This window comes from Inediibacterium massiliense (assembly GCF_001282725.1).
Taxonomy (GTDB): Bacteria; Bacillota; Clostridia; order Peptostreptococcales; family Thermotaleaceae; genus Anaerophilus; species Anaerophilus massiliensis.
In genome coordinates this window covers 491,448-507,633 of record NZ_LN876586.1, presented here as the reverse complement: position 1 = coordinate 507,633, position 16,186 = coordinate 491,448, and the positions used below count along the sequence as shown (strand labels likewise).

Annotated in this window: 15 protein-coding genes and 1 riboswitch; of the genes, 4 read left to right on the top strand and 11 right to left on the bottom strand. The window is 30.5% G+C overall.

Annotation, left to right across the window (positions count from 1 at the left end; all coding sequences use genetic code 11):
* The 5 genes from BN2409_RS06225 to BN2409_RS06205 form a co-directional block, all read right to left on the bottom strand.
* Positions 1-762 (bottom strand): ComF family protein, encoded by a 762-nt coding sequence (locus BN2409_RS06225; RefSeq protein ID WP_053955779.1) that lies wholly within the window; start codon positions 760-762, stop codon positions 1-3.
* A 58-nt stretch (positions 763-820) separates the two neighbouring features.
* Positions 821-3,043 carry an SF1B family DNA helicase RecD2 gene (recD2, locus tag BN2409_RS06220; protein ID WP_053955778.1) on the bottom strand — a complete coding sequence of 741 codons (2,223 nt, stop codon included), beginning with the start codon at positions 3,041-3,043 and terminating at the stop codon, positions 821-823.
* A 421-nt stretch (positions 3,044-3,464) separates the two neighbouring features.
* On the bottom strand, positions 3,465-4,079 hold the full coding sequence (locus BN2409_RS06215; protein WP_053955777.1) for a hypothetical protein: 615 nt from the start codon (positions 4,077-4,079) through the stop codon (positions 3,465-3,467).
* Between the two features lie 54 nt (positions 4,080-4,133).
* Positions 4,134-5,324 (bottom strand): methionine adenosyltransferase, encoded by a 1,191-nt coding sequence (gene metK, locus BN2409_RS06210; RefSeq protein WP_053955776.1) that lies wholly within the window; start codon positions 5,322-5,324, stop codon positions 4,134-4,136.
* Positions 5,325-5,418: 94 nt separating this feature from the next.
* A riboswitch (SAM riboswitch) is annotated at positions 5,419-5,520 on the bottom strand.
* A 66-nt stretch (positions 5,521-5,586) separates the two neighbouring features.
* The gene (locus BN2409_RS06205; protein ID WP_053955775.1) at positions 5,587-6,054 is read right to left on the bottom strand and encodes a COG2426 family protein; all 468 of its coding nucleotides are present in this window, start codon (positions 6,052-6,054) and stop codon (positions 5,587-5,589) included.
* Positions 6,055-6,232: 178 nt separating this feature from the next.
* Here BN2409_RS06205 and BN2409_RS06200 point away from each other — a divergent pair, with 178 nt between their 5' ends.
* The 4 genes from BN2409_RS06200 (at position 6,233) to BN2409_RS06185 (ending at position 9,090) form a co-directional block, all read left to right on the top strand.
* Positions 6,233-6,946 carry a tRNA 2-thiocytidine biosynthesis TtcA family protein gene (locus BN2409_RS06200; RefSeq protein WP_053956224.1) on the top strand — a complete coding sequence of 238 codons (714 nt, stop codon included), beginning with the start codon at positions 6,233-6,235 and terminating at the stop codon, positions 6,944-6,946.
* A 56-nt stretch (positions 6,947-7,002) separates the two neighbouring features.
* Positions 7,003-7,545, top strand: coding sequence for a spore protease YyaC (gene yyaC / locus BN2409_RS06195; RefSeq protein ID WP_053955774.1), 543 nt, complete (start codon positions 7,003-7,005; stop codon positions 7,543-7,545).
* Between the two features lie 193 nt (positions 7,546-7,738).
* Entirely contained in the window at positions 7,739-8,674 is a 936-nt protein-coding gene (gene pyrB, locus BN2409_RS06190) for an aspartate carbamoyltransferase (RefSeq protein WP_053955773.1), read from the top strand.
* Positions 8,662-9,090, top strand: a complete 429-nt coding sequence (locus BN2409_RS06185) for an aspartate carbamoyltransferase regulatory subunit (protein ID WP_053955772.1) — start codon at positions 8,662-8,664, stop codon at positions 9,088-9,090. Before pyrB ends, BN2409_RS06185 begins: the two co-directional genes overlap by 13 nt.
* Before the next feature lie 291 nt (positions 9,091-9,381).
* On the opposite strand, the gene BN2409_RS06180 is transcribed toward BN2409_RS06185, so the two are convergent.
* The 6 genes from BN2409_RS06180 to BN2409_RS06155 form a co-directional block, all read right to left on the bottom strand.
* A complete protein-coding gene (locus BN2409_RS06180) occupies positions 9,382-10,362 on the bottom strand; it encodes an acyl-CoA dehydratase activase (RefSeq protein ID WP_053955771.1) in 981 nt (326 codons plus the stop codon).
* Positions 10,337-11,446 (bottom strand): CoA protein activase, encoded by a 1,110-nt coding sequence (locus BN2409_RS06175; RefSeq protein WP_053955770.1) that lies wholly within the window; start codon positions 11,444-11,446, stop codon positions 10,337-10,339. The genes BN2409_RS06180 and BN2409_RS06175 overlap by 26 nt, the downstream gene beginning before the upstream one ends.
* Positions 11,400-12,395: an acyl-CoA dehydratase activase-related protein gene (locus tag BN2409_RS06170; RefSeq protein ID WP_053955769.1), complete on the bottom strand. Its 996-nt coding sequence runs from the start codon at positions 12,393-12,395 to the stop codon at positions 11,400-11,402. Before BN2409_RS06170 ends, BN2409_RS06175 begins: the two co-directional genes overlap by 47 nt.
* 322 nt (positions 12,396-12,717) lie before the next feature.
* Positions 12,718-12,948, bottom strand: coding sequence for a glutaredoxin family protein (locus tag BN2409_RS06165; protein WP_053955768.1), 231 nt, complete (start codon positions 12,946-12,948; stop codon positions 12,718-12,720).
* 205 nt (positions 12,949-13,153) lie between these two features.
* The gene (locus BN2409_RS06160) at positions 13,154-13,627 is read right to left on the bottom strand and encodes a hypothetical protein (protein ID WP_053955767.1); all 474 of its coding nucleotides are present in this window, start codon (positions 13,625-13,627) and stop codon (positions 13,154-13,156) included.
* A gap of 493 nt (positions 13,628-14,120) precedes the next feature.
* Entirely contained in the window at positions 14,121-15,959 is a 1,839-nt protein-coding gene (locus BN2409_RS06155; RefSeq protein WP_053955766.1) for an OLD family protein, read from the bottom strand.
* Between the last annotated feature and the right edge of the window lie 227 nt (positions 15,960-16,186).

The following is a 16,186-nucleotide window of genomic DNA, read 5'->3' as shown; positions in this document are numbered from 1 at the left end:
CTAAACATTTTTACCTGTAGCAAAGGTCAATACATAAATTTCTTTAGGATTAAATTTTAAAATTTCCTTACAACAAGCATCTACAGTATTTCCTGTAGTATATACATCATCAATTAACAATATAGTTTTGTTCCTAACCAACTTTTCTTGACATACGAAAAAGGCATCTTTTAAATTATTTTTTCGATCCTCTTTAGATAATTGATTTTGAGATAGAGTATCTTTTATTTTCAATAAACATTTTTGATTTACTTTTATGTTCATCCATTTTCCCAGATATTTTGATAAAAGGTAAGATTGATTGAATCCTCTTTTTCTTTCCTTATCTTTATACAACGGAACTGGGAAGATGTAATCTATATCTTTTATATTTTGCTTTTGAAGCTGATCTTTCATGATTTGTGCCATATGATAAGATAAATATCTCTGGTTTTGATACTTGAGTCTATGTATAATTTTTTTCATCTCTTCATTATATTCTACACAAGAAAATCCTTCTGTAAAATAATGATTTATTTTCATACAGTCTGGACATTTATTTGGAAGATAAAGTAACTCTAAAGGTTTACCACATTTTTCACAACACCTGTCAATAAAATGTATTTTTTCTCTACAATATGCACACAAAGAATATTCTTGATCTTTTGTGATAGGTTCATTACATAAGATACAATAAATATTTCTAGGGTAAATAAAATTTAGCAATATATCCAAATACTCACATATATGTTTATATACCCTACTTAAACCTTTGTTTTCCAAGAGGTTCTACTCCCTTTTTAAAAATTTTATCATGATTTTTGTATATTGTCGAAGGTTTTTAAAATTCTATCAAATTTTCATTCATAAATCTTTTTAGACGAATTCCAAGACCTGAATTTCTTTTAATGACTCTATAATTGTCTACCATATTTTTAAGACTTCCTTCTATTCCTACCATCACTACTAGCTCTTTTGCTCTTGTTACTGCTGTATACAAAAGATTTCTTGTAAGAAGCATTGGAGGCCCCCAAAATATAGGCATAACTACAATAGGAAATTCTGATCCTTGACTTTTGTGTATGGTAATAGAATAAGCCAGCTCTAATTCATCTAATTGTGAAAAATCATAAGTCACTATTTTCTCTTCATCAAAGAGTACACAAAGCTCTTTTTCTTCTTCATCTATACTATGAATATATCCAAAATCTCCATTGAATACTCCTTCTCCTTCTGCATCGTCGATTCCTTTCCATTTGAGATTGTAGTTATTCTTCATCTGCATGACTTTATCCCCTACTCGAAAAGTTTTGTCCTTCATTTTCTTTTCATCTTTATATCTACTTGGAGGATTTAAAACCTCTTGTAATATATTATTTAATTGAAACATTCCTGTAGGTCCTTTTTTCATAGGGGTTAGGACTTGGATACTTTTTACTGGGTCACAATGATTAAAATTTGGAAGTCGTTCCTTGCAAAGCTCTTTAATAGTATGAACTACCTGCTCTGGTGTTTTCCTATTCATAAAGAAAAAATCTTTTTCTTTTTTGTTAATATATGGATATTCTCCTTTATTGATTCTATGCGCATTTACAATAATCATACTTTCTTGAGCTTGTCTAAATATTTCGTCTAATTGTACTACTTGAATAATTTTACTATCTATAATGTCTTTAAGTACATTACCAGGCCCTACAGATGGAAGCTGATCTACATCTCCTACTAATATAAGTCTAGTTCCTGGAAGAAGTGCTCGAAGTAATCCCTTCATCAAAACAATGTCTACCATAGACATCTCATCTATAATCACTACATCTACAGGAAGGGGTTCTTCTTCATTTTTTCCAAAACTCATACCTATATCTTCATCCATATAACTATATTCTAATAATCTATGAATAGTCTTTGCTTCTTTTCCTGTAGCTTCACTCATTCTCTTGGCAGCTCTTCCTGTAGGAGCTGCTAGTGCCATAGATAAATTATGCTTTTCAAATAATTTCATAATAGTATTAATCGTTGTAGTCTTTCCTGTTCCTGGTCCACCCGTAATAACTAAAACGCCATTTTCTGCTGATTCTTCAACGGCTTTTCTTTGTTTTTCTGCCAAAGTAATCTTTTCTTCTTCTTCAATCTTTTGAATTTCTTCATCTAAATCTTCTGAAATAGAATCTATCTTCACTTGAGCCAATTCAATTAATTTTTTGCAAACATAAGTTTCTGCATAAAAATATGGCATAGAAAATACCACTATCTCCTCTTGTAGATTTTCAAGATGAACAGAATTGGAAAAAGCCAATTGTAAAAGTGACTCCTCTACTAATTCTGCTGGCACTTCTAATGTTTTTGCAGACTCTTCTATAAGTATTGCTTTTTTCGTATAAGTATGTCCTTCTAGATTGTATTGAGTCAATATATATTTAATTCCACACATAATTCTATAAGGAGAAGTAGGACTGATTCCCATTCTTTTGGCAATGGCATCTGCAATTTTAAATCCTATTCCAAAAATATCATCTGCTAGCCGATAAGGATTTTCTTGTATATAAGATATCGTATTTTCTTTGTATTTTTTATAAATTTTTACTGCATACTTAGGAGTAATTCCATACTCTTGTAAAAAAAGCATGACTTCACTCAATTCTCTTTGTTCTTTAAAAGCCTCTGCAATTTTTTGGGCTTTTGCGTCTCCTATTCCACTTACCTTTGTAAGCATATGTGGTGTATATTGCATAATGTCTAATGTATCTTTTCCGAACTTTTCTACAATCTTTTGAGCAATTTTAGGACCAATTCCTTTAATAATTCCTGAAGATAAATATTTTTCTATTCCTTCTATTGTATTAGGCGTCACTCTCCTATAGGAATCCACTTCTAGTTGTTCTCCATAAGTAGGATGGACAATCCATTTTCCTGAAAACAAAAAAGTCTCTCCAGTGTTTAAAATAGGCATATAACCTACTACTGTCACTTGATCCTTTTCTGATTCAACTATTCCTACTGTGTATCCATTGGATTCATTTTGAAAGATAATATCTGTCAAAACTCCTTGTATCTGTACAAACATAATTTCCTCCCGATATATAATGATTACTTTCATTATAACATAGAAAATAAATAGAGACGGTTAGCAAGTTTTTAAATAATTAAAATTGCTTAACCGTCCATAAACATACCTAAAAACTAAAAACGAAGCTATCAAACTGTTGACAAACTATATTGTAGCAAAGTCATAAAAACGTCACTATTTTTTATAACTTTGCTACAATATAGTAAGGACTCTTAACAATAAAAATCTAATACTATCCATCAGGTCTTATCTAGTAAATTTTGTAAGATTTCTAATCTCCATGAATGATAAAATCGTAAGAATTTTAAACTGTTTAAGCAAAGCGAGTTTTTAAAATTCTAGATTTTAGAAATTCATGAGATTATAGAAATCTCAAAATGAAACGTAAAGACCGTGGATGTATTAGATTTTTATATATTTATTTTGTTAAAATATCTATAATTTCAATAATACTTGCACCTTTTTGAATGGTTTTATCCCCTGGCACAATCATTCTTTTTTCATTTAAAGTATGGATTAAAAATAAAACACTTTCTTGATTCTCCATAACTTTGTTTCGGTAAAGAATAGAAGAAACATCACTGGATTTTTTACTCAGAATTCCTAGAAGCTGATTGATTTTCCATCCTTCGCTGATGACTCCTTTTTTCGTAAGTACTTGTCCAACTTCAAAAGGATCTAGTCTTTTTAAATCTAACAACAACTTAAAATCTTCTTTATGCTGAATTAAGCCTTTTTCATATAAAATATTTGCAATTTCTTCTGATGTATTATTTTGTTCGATATGAATAGTAACATAAGCTTCTTCTTGTTCTTTTTTTTGTAACTCTTCCTTGTCTTTTGCTTCTTTTATTTTTTGTTGCTCTTTCTTTTCATTTTCAAGGATTTCTTCTTTAGAAAACTCATCTTCTTTCTTTTGTTCTGCTATCATTTTGGGTTGATCCTGTTTTTTATAAACCATATGAATAGAGGAAGAAAGAATGAGCCCTATGCCTATTCCAGCTAAAAATGTATAAAATATTTTTTTACCCAAAAATGTATCTCCTCCTTGATTCTATTACAAAAAAATGAGGGATATCCCTCATTTTTATTGTCCCAATCCTTCTTTTCTTAAAATTTCTGCTTTATCTGTATTTTCCCATGGAAGATCTATATCTGTTCTTCCAAAATGTCCATAAGCTGCTGTTTGTCTGTAAATTGGTCTTCTTAAATTTAAATCTCTAATAATGGCAGCTGGTCTTAAGTCAAAATGTTTATTTACTAATTCTGCCACTTTATCTTCGGATACTTTAGCTGTTCCAAAAGTTTCAACCAAAATAGATACAGGTTGAGCAACTCCTATAGCATAAGCAAGTCCAATTTCACATTTATCTGCAAGACCTGCTGCTACAATATTTTTCGCTACATATCTTGCTGCATAAGCTGCAGAACGGTCTACTTTTGTTGGATCTTTTCCTGAGAAAGCTCCTCCGCCATGTCTTGCATATCCACCATAAGTATCTACAATGATCTTTCTTCCTGTTAACCCTGCATCCCCTTGTGGTCCACCAATTACAAATCTTCCTGTTGGATTGATATAATATTTTGTTTTTTCATCTAATAACTCATGAGGTATAATTTTGCGAACCACATGTTCTATCAAATCTTTTCTAATTTGCTCTTGGCTTATTTCTGGACTATGTTGTGTAGATATAACTACTGTATCGACTCTTACAGGCTTATTATCTACATACTCTACTGTAACTTGTGTTTTACCATCTGGACGTAAGTAATCTAGTGTACCATTTTTTCTGATTTCTGTTAATCTTCTTGCTAATTTATGAGCAAGTGCAATAGGCATAGGCATAAGTTCTGGTGTCTCATTACAAGCAAAACCAAACATGATTCCTTGATCTCCTGCTCCTATCGCTTCTAATTCATCACTCATTGTTCCTGTTTTACGTTCTAATGCTTCATTTACACCCATTGCTATATCATTAGATTGTTCATCAATAGCTGTAAGTACTGCACATGTGTCACAGTCAAATCCATATTTTGCACGAGTATATCCTATTTCTTCTATTGTCTTTCTTACTACCTTTGGAATATCAACATAACAATTTGTAGTAATTTCTCCTGATACTAATACAAGGCCTGTTGTTACTGAAGTTTCGGCTGCAACACGTGCATTTGGATCTCTTTCAAAAATAGCATCTAAAATCGCATCTGAAACTTGGTCACAGATTTTATCTGGATGTCCTTCCGTAACAGACTCTGAAGTAAATAATCTTTTTGCCATTTGTATCCCTCCTTGATTCATTATGTTTATTATTTTACCCTAAAAATATAAACAAAAACCTCTTCACACTTAAGAAGAGGTTAGATTTCATTTGTCCTCATCTTCCAGAAAATCATTTCTGTAGGATTTAGCACCGCGTTGCATACCGGTTGCCGGGTTTCTTCGGGCCTAGTCCCTCCACCACTCTTGATAAGGCATCAAGATTGATATTTTATTTTGTCGAAAAAATTCTATCACATACATTTGCAAAAGTCAACTCTATCTACATATTTACTGCAACATGACTAAGTGTAGTAATGATCAATCCTGCAATACAATTCCCAATAAATATGGAAAGAAATGCATGCTTAAAAGGAATATTTAATAAAGATGCTGCTACAGAACCTGTCCATACCCCTGTTGTTGGTATGGGGACTGCAACAAATAAAAGAAGTCCCAAGCTTTTATATTTATAAATAGTTGTTGTCTTTTTAAGGGTTCTTTTTGTAATCCAATCCACAAGTTTTCTCCATGATGGATTCTCTTTTAATTTTTTAAAAATCGGTTTTAATAAAAGAAGTAAGAAAGGCACTGGAATCATACTCCCTATAAGTGCTATAATCATTGCATGCATAGGAGTCATTCCTAGAGAAACTCCTATAGGAATTGCACCCCTAAGTTCCATTACTGGCATAGCTGATACTAATAATACCATGACTTCATTCGATAAAATTTCTAATATTGTATTCATTTTTTGTCCTCATTTTCTACTTTCAACAAGTTTCTATTTTCTATTATCATTATATATGATTTTTTATTTTTTATGAAGATATATTTGTTTGTAACAAGAATTTAATATGTATTTATTGTTTATTTGGCTATAATTTTTCATATAGTAATTACTATGGTAAAAGAGAAAGGATTTTATGATGAGAAAAATATTAGGATATGTTAAAAAAGCTGTTTTAGATTTTAATATGATTAAAGATGGAGATATAGTAGGAGTAGGTGTTTCAGGTGGAAAAGATAGCATGGCTCTTTTATATGCCTTAAAGCTTTTTCAAAGATTTACCCCTGTAAAATATGAGCTTAAAGCTTTTACCCTTACTTTAGGATTTGATAATTTTGATATTTCTCCTATAAAAAATTTTTGCAAAGAATTAGAAATCCCTTATATCGTACAACATACAGATATAGGAAAAATTGTATTTGAAGATCGAAAAGAAAAAAATCCATGTAGCCTTTGCGCTCGTATGAGGCGTGGAAAACTTCACTCTCTTTGTAAAGAAAATGGTGTGACAAAGCTTGCACTAGGACATCATGGAGATGATGCAGTAGAAACTCTTTTTTTAAGTATTTTTTATGAAAGTCGCATTAGTACTTTTTTACCTGTAACCTATTTAGATCGAATAGACCTTACTATGATTCGCCCTCTTATTTATGCCAAAGAAAAAGAGATCATAGATGCAGTATCAAGAAACAATCTTCCTATTGCAAAAAGTCCTTGTCCTGCTGATGGAAAAACAAAAAGACAATATATGAAAAATTTATTATCTCAAATTTATGAAGAAATACCTAATGGTAGGGATCATGTCATTGAAGCATTAAAAAACAAAAAACAGCTTCATATATGGGAGCAATAATTTTAGCATAATTTCACTTCCTTATTTATATAGTCATATGAGGGGGTGTTTTTTCTTTGAAATCTCAATTTTATCCATACCCATATCGTACACGTATTCATTATGCAAAAGAAAATGCTTCACTTATATTGTCCCATGCACTAAAGGAAAAAATCAATGAACAATCTGTCATCATTTGTGTTGGAACAGATCGATGCATTGGAGATGCACTAGGCCCTTTAGTAGGTACTCTACTTAAAAATAAAAACTTTCGGTTTCCTGTCTATGGTACTTTAGAAGAACCCATTCATGCAGTAAATCTTGAAGAATCTATTAGTCAAATTAAAGCAAAACACCCTAGCGGATTTTTTATTGCAATAGATGCTTGTTTGGGAAATGAAGATTTAATTGGTCATATACATATAAAAAAAGGTCCTATTTCACCTGGAAAAGGAGTAGGAAAAAATCTTCCCCGTATAGGTGATTTATCTATTGTAGGAATTGTTGATCAATTCAATCATGAAGATTGTTTTTCTATTCATAATATTCGTCTAAACTTAATAATGAAAATGGCAGAAGTCATTGTAGATGCTCTTAGGACTTCTACTTATCTTTGTTAATGCATTTTTAGATTTATTGACAGAAATCATTACATATGTTAATCTAAATTAAAATAATAATTCCTTTAAATTAACCCTGTGAGGTTAAAAAGGCACAACTTTAAGTTTCTTATGCCTTTTAACCTTTTTAGGTCAAAAGGTTTTTTGTTTTACCTTTAAACTGGTACTGAGAGACCAACAAGGAGGAAAGTCTATGCAAATAAAACATTTGATTCATCCAGAAGATTTTACAATACAAGAATTAAATGAATTAATTGATGTTGCCCACAATATATTCAAAAACCCTCAACATTATCAAGATATTTGTAAAAACAAAATACTTGCTACTCTTTTTTACGAACCTAGTACCCGTACAAGACTTAGCTTTGAATCCGCTATGCTTCGTTTGGGAGGAAATGTAATAGGCTTTAGTGATGCCAATACAAGTTCTGTATCTAAAGGAGAAAGCATTGTAGATACCATTCGCATCATATCTAGTTATGCAAATTTAGCAGCCATCAGACATCCAAAAGAAGGTGCTCCAAAGCTTGCCTCAAAATATTCAACAATTCCTATTATTAATGCAGGAGATGGAGGCCATGAACACCCTACCCAAACCCTAACGGATCTATTTACTATTCACATGAAAAAAGGAAGTATAAAAAATCAAAAGATTGCCTTTTGCGGTGATTTAAAATTTGGTAGAACCGTTCATTCTCTCATTCGAACCTTATGTAGATACAATATAAAAGAATTTATCCTCATTTCTCCTAATGAATTGAAGCTTCCTTATGAACTAAAAAACAAATTGATAGAAGAATATAATGTAGCATTACGAGAAGTTTCTACCATAGAAGAAGTAATAGAAGAAATTGATATTTTATATATGACTAGAATTCAAAAGGAACGTTTCTTTAATGAAGCAGATTATGAACGACTTAAAAACTCCTATATACTAGATCTTTCAAAGCTAAGGCTAGCAAAAGAAGATATGATTATTATGCATCCACTTCCTAGAGTAAATGAAATTGCCTACGAAGTCGATGAAGATCCTAGAGCTGTTTATTTTGAACAAGCAAGCTTTGGTGTATATATTCGAATGGCACTCATATTAAAATTATTGGGGGTGGAATGTACATGCTTGAAGTAACACAAATCCAAAATGGAATTGTACTCGATCATATCAGCCCAGGAAATGGCCTTAAAATATTTAATAAATTGATGCCTACACAAACTGACAATCCTGTAGTACTTCTTATGAATGTATCTAGTGAGTATATGTCAAAAAAAGACATTATCAAAATAGAAAATATAGAAAATATAAACTTAGAATTTTTAGGTTTAATAGATGAGCACATCACCATCAATACCATTGAAAACGGAGAAGTGATCCATAAAAAGAGAGTTACTATTCCCAAAAAAATAAAAGGAATTCTTACTTGCCACAATCCAAGGTGCATCACTCACTCAGAGCCCATGGCAAATCCTACCTTTGAATTGGTATGTAAAGAATCCCTTTCCTATCAATGCGAGTACTGTGAAACTGTTACAAAGTATACTCTATAAATATTGATGCTTGATTTTTACAAATATTTTACGAATCACATATAAAAAACAAGTGTACGATGTAAAATATATATTTATTTATGGAAAAGATCAGTAAATGACTTTTAAATATTTAATTAAAAATCAGCAGAAATATTGACAAAATCCATATATTTGGCACGATGCCAAATAAGCGTCTACTGACAGGACGTCAGATTAGACGCGTTAGGATTTTGAAAAATATCGATGCTTGATTTTTACAAATATTTAAATGGAGTGCACGGTCTTTTCATAAATTAATATATAAACATTTTATGCCAACTTTGTATTCTTCACCTCAATATTGCTCCATCTTCCACACTTATCTCCCCATCTAGCAACCATATTTCCATCTCTAAAAAATTCTACTACCTCACACATATTTGGGCAATGATCACATTCAAAGCTTTTTACTTGATAAGTACTATTTGCCACTTCAAAGCCTTTAAATTTTGTTCTTCCACTTTTTCTAACTTCTTCCTTTGCTAAAAGTGCTACTCCAATAGCGCCCATTACACTTGCATATGGGGGTACAATCACTTCTTGTCCTAGTATTTTTTCAAATGCTTTCTTAATCCCTACATTGGCAGCTACTCCCCCTTGAAAAATAATAGGAGCTTGAATTTCTTTTCCTTTTCCTAAGTTATTTAAATAATTCCTTACCAAAGCTTCACAAAGTCCATTAATAATATCTTCTTGATTGTGACCCATCTGTTGTTTATGAATCATATCTGATTCTGCAAAAACAGCACATCTTCCTGCAATTCTGACTGTTGCCTCTGACTTTAATGCAAGATCTCCAAATTCTTCAATAGGAATCCCCATTCTCTCTGCTTGTCGATCTAAAAAGGAACCTGTTCCCGCTGCACAAACTGTATTCATAGCAAAATCATACAAAATTCCATTTCTTAAAAGAATAATCTTAGAATCCTGTCCTCCAATTTCTAAAATAGTTTGTACATCAGGTACAAAATGAAGAGCAGCTACACCATGAGCTGTGATTTCGTTTTTAATCACATCTGCTCCTACCATAATTCCTCCTAGCTGTCTTCCACTTCCTGTAGTCCCTATTCCTTCAATTTTTATATCATTGCCTATTCTTTCTTTTATTGTATAAAGTCCCTTTTGAATGGTATCAATAGGTCTTCCTTGAGTTCTAATATATAAGGTATCCACTATATTTTCATCTTCATCCATCACAATTACATTTGTACTGACAGAACCTATATCAACTCCAAGATAACATTTTTTCATTTTTAAATTTGTCCCTCCTATTTCTTAATAAATCAATGTAGGCTTCAAGCCTTGTAATATATCCTGCCTCTCCTGTCATTTCATCAATAATAAGTGTTAAGATGGGAATATGATAATCCTGTTGAATCTTAGGGAGTATACTCATAGCAACAATTTCAGGCATACAAGTAAAAGGCATAATTTGTATTAATCCATCATATCCTTCTTTTGCATATAAAATTGCATTTCCAATAGTTTCTCTTCCATGGCCTCCTACCATAGTCTTTATATATGGTGCTGCCGCTGTTCGTATATCTTTTTCTCTACTACTTCCTATACTTTCATAAAATAAATGTTCCAATACCCAACTAGAAGTATTGTGAGACTTATATACTTCTACGCCTAAATCATTTAACTTTTTACCTATATCTATATTTGCAAAATCTTCAATAATCGTATAAATTTCTCCAATAATCCCAACCTTGAGTACATCTTCTTTTTTTTCCAAAGATACATGCATAAAACTTTTTTCTGCTTCTTTAATATATTGAAGCATTTCTTTGGATCCTGTACTTTTTCTTAATTGATAAATCAAATGATTATAAATTTTATCTATTTCTCCTTTATTCTTTTCATAAGGTCTATATCTTAATATTTTTCCTTCTATTTCATCTATTTTTTTCAAAACAGCAAAAGCATTTTTAAAAGTTTTTGCCATCTTAAATATATTTTTTGTTCCTAACATTTTACTCACTCTGTTATAAAATTCTTTTATATCACCATCTGGTGCCTCAAGGCTTATAATTTCTACTTCATAACCTAAATCTTTTAAGATCTCTCTTTCAACTTCCATAAAATATCCATATCTACAAGGGCCGCAACTACCTGTAACCACAATAGTATCTGCTCCTTTTTCTATGCTCTGTATATAATTTCCTAAGTTGATTTTCATAGGCAAGCATATTTGTTCAGGTGCATATTTTGTTCCAATCTCTAATGTCTTTTTACTATTTATGGGAGGAGGAATCACATCTACTCCCAAATCCTCAAACATAGCTTTAACGGGCAGATAAGTATTGCCCATGTGCGGAAATGTAATTTTCATTTTCTCCCCTCCATTTGATCATATCTACAAAAGCTTCTATTCTTGTATCTATTCCAGCCTCTCCTGTATGCTCATCCATAGTGAGAAGTATAAAAGGCTTTTGTGAATTTCTTCTTGTTCTTCTTTCTGAAATATCTGCAATCACTGAATCAATTCCACATCCAAAGCTTGAAAGATATATAATCCCTTGAATATCCTCTTGCTCCATTCCATATAATGCTGCTCCTAAAATTTTTCTTCCAAAGCTCCAAAACATTTTCTTTTGTAACTCATCCATTTTTGGATTGATTTGATCTTTTGAAAAATGATCTTGAGTGATGACATGTATATGATTCTTTCTTAATTTCTCAACAATATTCATACTTAAATATTCATCATAAATATTATATGGATGTCCAATAAGAAGAATTTTTTGTTGATCTTCATGATTTTCTTCATCATATTTTTTATCTAAATCCATAGGAAAAAATCCTTGTTTAATTTTGTTTTTATAAATTTCATGAGATTTTAAAGCTTCTTTAAATGCAAATCTAATTTTTCTTTTGTCAGGTGTTACATATTCTCCTATTTCATATACAGTTTTAAGAATATGCTTTTTAGTTTTTGTCCAATCAATAGTAGGAGCAATCATCATAGGCAAATTTGAAATAGAAGTATGGATCATTTCTGGAAGTCCACAAAATTTGGGACAGATATATTCTTTTTCATGAATACTCATTATTTTAGGCACAAAAATAAAATCTACTTTATCCCTTAAATCCATCACATGACCATGATATACCTTAACAGGAAGGCATGCTTCATCTACTGTAACGGCTACCCCATCATCTACTATTTTTTTATTTGTTTTTTGAGATACTACTACTTCAGCTCCTAAATTTTCAAAGAAAACTTTCCAAAGATACTGATAATAATCATATAAAAGTCCTCTAGGTATTCCAATTTTCATAACTCTCCTATCCTTTCTATGCAAAGTCCTTTTATCATTGTTAACATTTTTTTATTATTCTAAACAAAAAGTTCCTAGATCTTCATCTAGGAACTCCAGATTATATTTTAGCAAAGTCATAAAAATAAGGAACATTTATTGAGAATTTATGAAAATATAGAATAAGTGAGAAAATCATTAGCATTACACTGTTTGAGCGTTGCGAGTTTGTAATGCTATTTTCGATCGTTTCTACATATTTTCTAAATTTAAAAATTAGTGACGTTTTCTATGACTTTGTCTAAACAAAAAGTTCCTAGATTTTCATCTAGGAACTTTTTATTTATTTTAATAATTCATCTATTCTGTCTTTATCAAATCCTTGGATGGCTTCATCTTCCACCATAATAACTGGTACACCCATAAATCCTTTTTTCATCAATTCTTTTCTAGCTGCCATATCTGTAGATACATTTTTTTCTGTATATTGTACTCCTATAGAATCTAAATATTTTTTTGCCTCATGACAATACACGCAAGTATTGCTTGAAAAAACTACTACATTTTTATCCATTAAAAATTCCTCCTTTTTATCTTTTTCACTCTAATTATTATTTACCCTTAAATATAATTTTAACACAAATTTATAGCGACTTCTTATTTTTTCCATCTTGTTTTTCTTTAATCAAGCCCGTTGCATGGCCCATAGGACAAGCCCAGTATCTATAGTTTTTACTATAATCATAAATAAATTTCTTTGATTTTTCAACCTTTGTACTCTATTTATTTTTATCTTTAACATTTTTTATTAAAAACGTAGCGTGACCCATCGGGCAAACTTGGCACCAACTGCGAGATCTAAAAATCACCCCCATGATTGTTCCCACCATAAATGATGAAAACATCAATCTAAATACAGCTTTTGCAACTTTTATTGGAACTAATTGAGAATGATATAGTGATATTGAAAACATAGTTATCATTAGTATTAGTAAAAAATTTTTAAATTGTTTTGTTCTCATGAATTTAGGCAATGTCTTGTTTAAAGATATATAAGGAAGAAATTTTCCTAAAAAAGAACCTCTAGGGCAATATTTAGAACAATGTACTTTACCTCTTCCTCTTAAAGCATGGTATATTGGCATGCCCATGCATACAAATCCAAATAATCCAAACCAAATATTAACTACAGACAATACAAAGAAAGCTACAATTATAATCCAACTCCAATTTAAATGGCTTTTATGTTTCATAATTTTCCTCCTTCCGAAATACTTTTCAATACCCCTCCCCACATGGGGTGTATTTATATATTAGCATCTTTTTGTAAATAATTCAAGTAGTATTTAGAAAATAATTTTCAATAGATTTTAATCAAAATAAAATACAGGACTATATTGTCCTGCATTACCTATACATTTTACAATTTCTATTGCTAGTATATTACATATCATAATGCTATTATTCTTTCTTTTTTATTATTCTTAGTAACAATTCTTCCAACATTTAAAGAATCTAGATGACAGCACGTCTAAGTTATCAAACACCCATATTACGCACATATTTGATATCATTTTGGTTTACGCTGCCCTAGTTTAGTTACGTCAACTATCCTAACACAAGCGATACCTCAAATCCTGCACAAGCGATTTTATATCATTTAAAGGCTATGTTATATTATTAACATAGCCTTTAAAGAGTCCCATTTTTTAATAAAATTCGAATTTAATGTTACTAATTTGTTCCCTAACTTTGCTTATCTAGTTCTTGATTATATTTAACATAACTATGATTCTGTGAAACACATCCAAAAAAACTATCAATTGTATTACAACATACCTGCCATAACTGTGAAAATCTAATATAATCAACTGTATTAAAGTTATAATCTGCTAATCTACTTTTCATGTATTTCATAATATTAACATAATATACTGAATCGATTGCGTCTTCTCCATATTTGTCACCTAATTCTTTATTCCATAATTTTCTCATATTTTCAATGTCAGACTTAACTGTCCATCTCTTAATAATTGGATAACCACTAAAATGTGCCCATATATCTGTAAATGAGTTTTGTAGCACATATCTCAAGCATTGTTGAATTTCACTAATATATGTATTAATAATACTTTCATTTTCTGTTTCATCGATAAGTTCTTTAATTACTTCCACAAAGTTCTCGTTATTATGGAGTGTAGTTATTAATATATTTATAGCATTCCATTTCGTAGCTGCATATACTCCAGTTGCTCCATACATATATTCAGAACCAGAACGTGTTGTAATACCTCCACGTTCTCCCAGTAATCTTCCTTTTGCTAAATTATTCAAAAGTCTATTCTTTGAATATCCACTTGTAACAGGTCTGACTAGTTGATACTGATGACATTGATAATCTGCATATTCACTTATTACACGTGAAAATAAATTATCATGGAATAATTCTCTAAAACTAGTCTGTACAGTAGCAATTCTATCCTTATCGTCAAAGAATGTTATAATTTTATTTAAAAGAGTTCTAAACTCATTAAGACTACTTAACAATCTTTTAAATACCTCAGTTGTACAAAATTTATATATCTTATATTCATCACTATCATACTCTATTTCTTCATTTGATGGAAAACATGTTACTTCTGGCAACAACAATTCCCTTTTATGTGTAGCAATCAATTGGTTAGCCGCATTTCCCTCATCATCTATAACTCCTAATCCAGCAAGAAATTTATGCATTTCTTTAAAATTTAATTTTACTATTCTTGGATTTTTAACAAGATTATCATATATATCACTGTCAATTTTTATTTTATCGTCTACCATATCTTCTAACTTACCTGCCAATTTTGCACTACGTTCAATAATAAATGTTGGAACTGCTTCAAAAATTGCTTTTACAAATTCACCATAAATTTCTCTTCCTAAATTAGGCATAACAGAATTCTGACCATTCATTAATATACAAGCTTGAATACCATCAAGACCAGAATCAGCTAAAGTTGGTGTTTTCTTCTCAAGTTCATTCACACTTGTATCCAAAAATCCTCTAGTATCTCTAAGAACTACTGTATCAAATGAATTTTCCCTCATTATCTCAAGAATTCCACCTGTTACAGGAAGTCGTATTTTAATATGTCTAAGCAATTTATCTGCATTCTTATTATTAATAATAGAAATAGCAAATTTTATATCCTTTTTGATCTTATCAGCAAATTCGTTAAGGTTGTCTTTTAAAGATTCTTCAAACTCACCATTCTCATCACTAATAACTCGTGCAATTTTAAAGTTCTTATAATCCGAACTATTCAATTTTTTATTCATGCACTCAACACCTTTAGCAGGAATACCTCTTTTAATAGATGCCATATTAAATTCTACTTCTGTTACTTCAGGCTCCACACAATCTGTAAGTTCATAAAATGTTGTTACCTTAGTTAAACCACCATTATTATCACACAACTCTTTAATTAATACTGGATTAAACTTACTAACATCAACTAATGATGTTATAAATGTGGATTTTCCAGAATTAGTCAAACCAATAACTGCTACATCAATAGTATTACTAAAAATTTTTATACTCATATTGAGTACCTCCTAAAATAAAAATTTTATTTTATATCATACCTAAGATTTAGATACTCTTTTAGTATAGCACTCAAATAAAAATAAATCATCAACATTTCACAAATTTTCCCATATGTTATTTATGAAAATGCAGTGTTTATTAATTTAATTATTGATCCGTAGATTTTCTCTACTACATGATCTCAGTTAACAAACATCCAACAAGGTTATTTTTTATTCAGAAC

What these genes read in the sequence shown, in the direction of transcription:
- BN2409_RS06200 (WP_053956224.1), top strand. Translation starts at nt 6,233, where the DNA reads ATGAGAAAAATATTAGGATATGTTAAAAAAGCTGTTTTAGATTTTAAT.
- BN2409_RS06170 (WP_053955769.1), bottom strand. Translation starts at nt 12,395, where the DNA reads ATGAAAATTGGAATACCTAGAGGACTTTTATATGATTATTATCAGTAT.
- BN2409_RS06185 (WP_053955772.1), top strand. Translation starts at nt 8,662, where the DNA reads ATGCTTGAAGTAACACAAATCCAAAATGGAATTGTACTCGATCATATC.
- recD2 (WP_053955778.1), bottom strand. Translation starts at nt 3,043, where the DNA reads ATGTTTGTACAGATACAAGGAGTTTTGACAGATATTATCTTTCAAAAT.
- pyrB (WP_053955773.1), top strand. Translation starts at nt 7,739, where the DNA reads ATGCAAATAAAACATTTGATTCATCCAGAAGATTTTACAATACAAGAA.
- BN2409_RS06175 (WP_053955770.1), bottom strand. Translation starts at nt 11,446, where the DNA reads ATGAAAATTACATTTCCGCACATGGGCAATACTTATCTGCCCGTTAAA.
- BN2409_RS06180 (WP_053955771.1), bottom strand. Translation starts at nt 10,362, where the DNA reads ATGAAAAAATGTTATCTTGGAGTTGATATAGGTTCTGTCAGTACAAAT.
- BN2409_RS06205 (WP_053955775.1), bottom strand. Translation starts at nt 6,054, where the DNA reads ATGAATACAATATTAGAAATTTTATCGAATGAAGTCATGGTATTATTA.
- metK (WP_053955776.1), bottom strand. Translation starts at nt 5,324, where the DNA reads ATGGCAAAAAGATTATTTACTTCAGAGTCTGTTACGGAAGGACATCCA.
- BN2409_RS06160 (WP_053955767.1), bottom strand. Translation starts at nt 13,627, where the DNA reads ATGAAACATAAAAGCCATTTAAATTGGAGTTGGATTATAATTGTAGCT.
- BN2409_RS06165 (WP_053955768.1), bottom strand. Translation starts at nt 12,948, where the DNA reads ATGGATAAAAATGTAGTAGTTTTTTCAAGCAATACTTGCGTGTATTGT.
- BN2409_RS06155 (WP_053955766.1), bottom strand. Translation starts at nt 15,959, where the DNA reads ATGAGTATAAAAATTTTTAGTAATACTATTGATGTAGCAGTTATTGGT.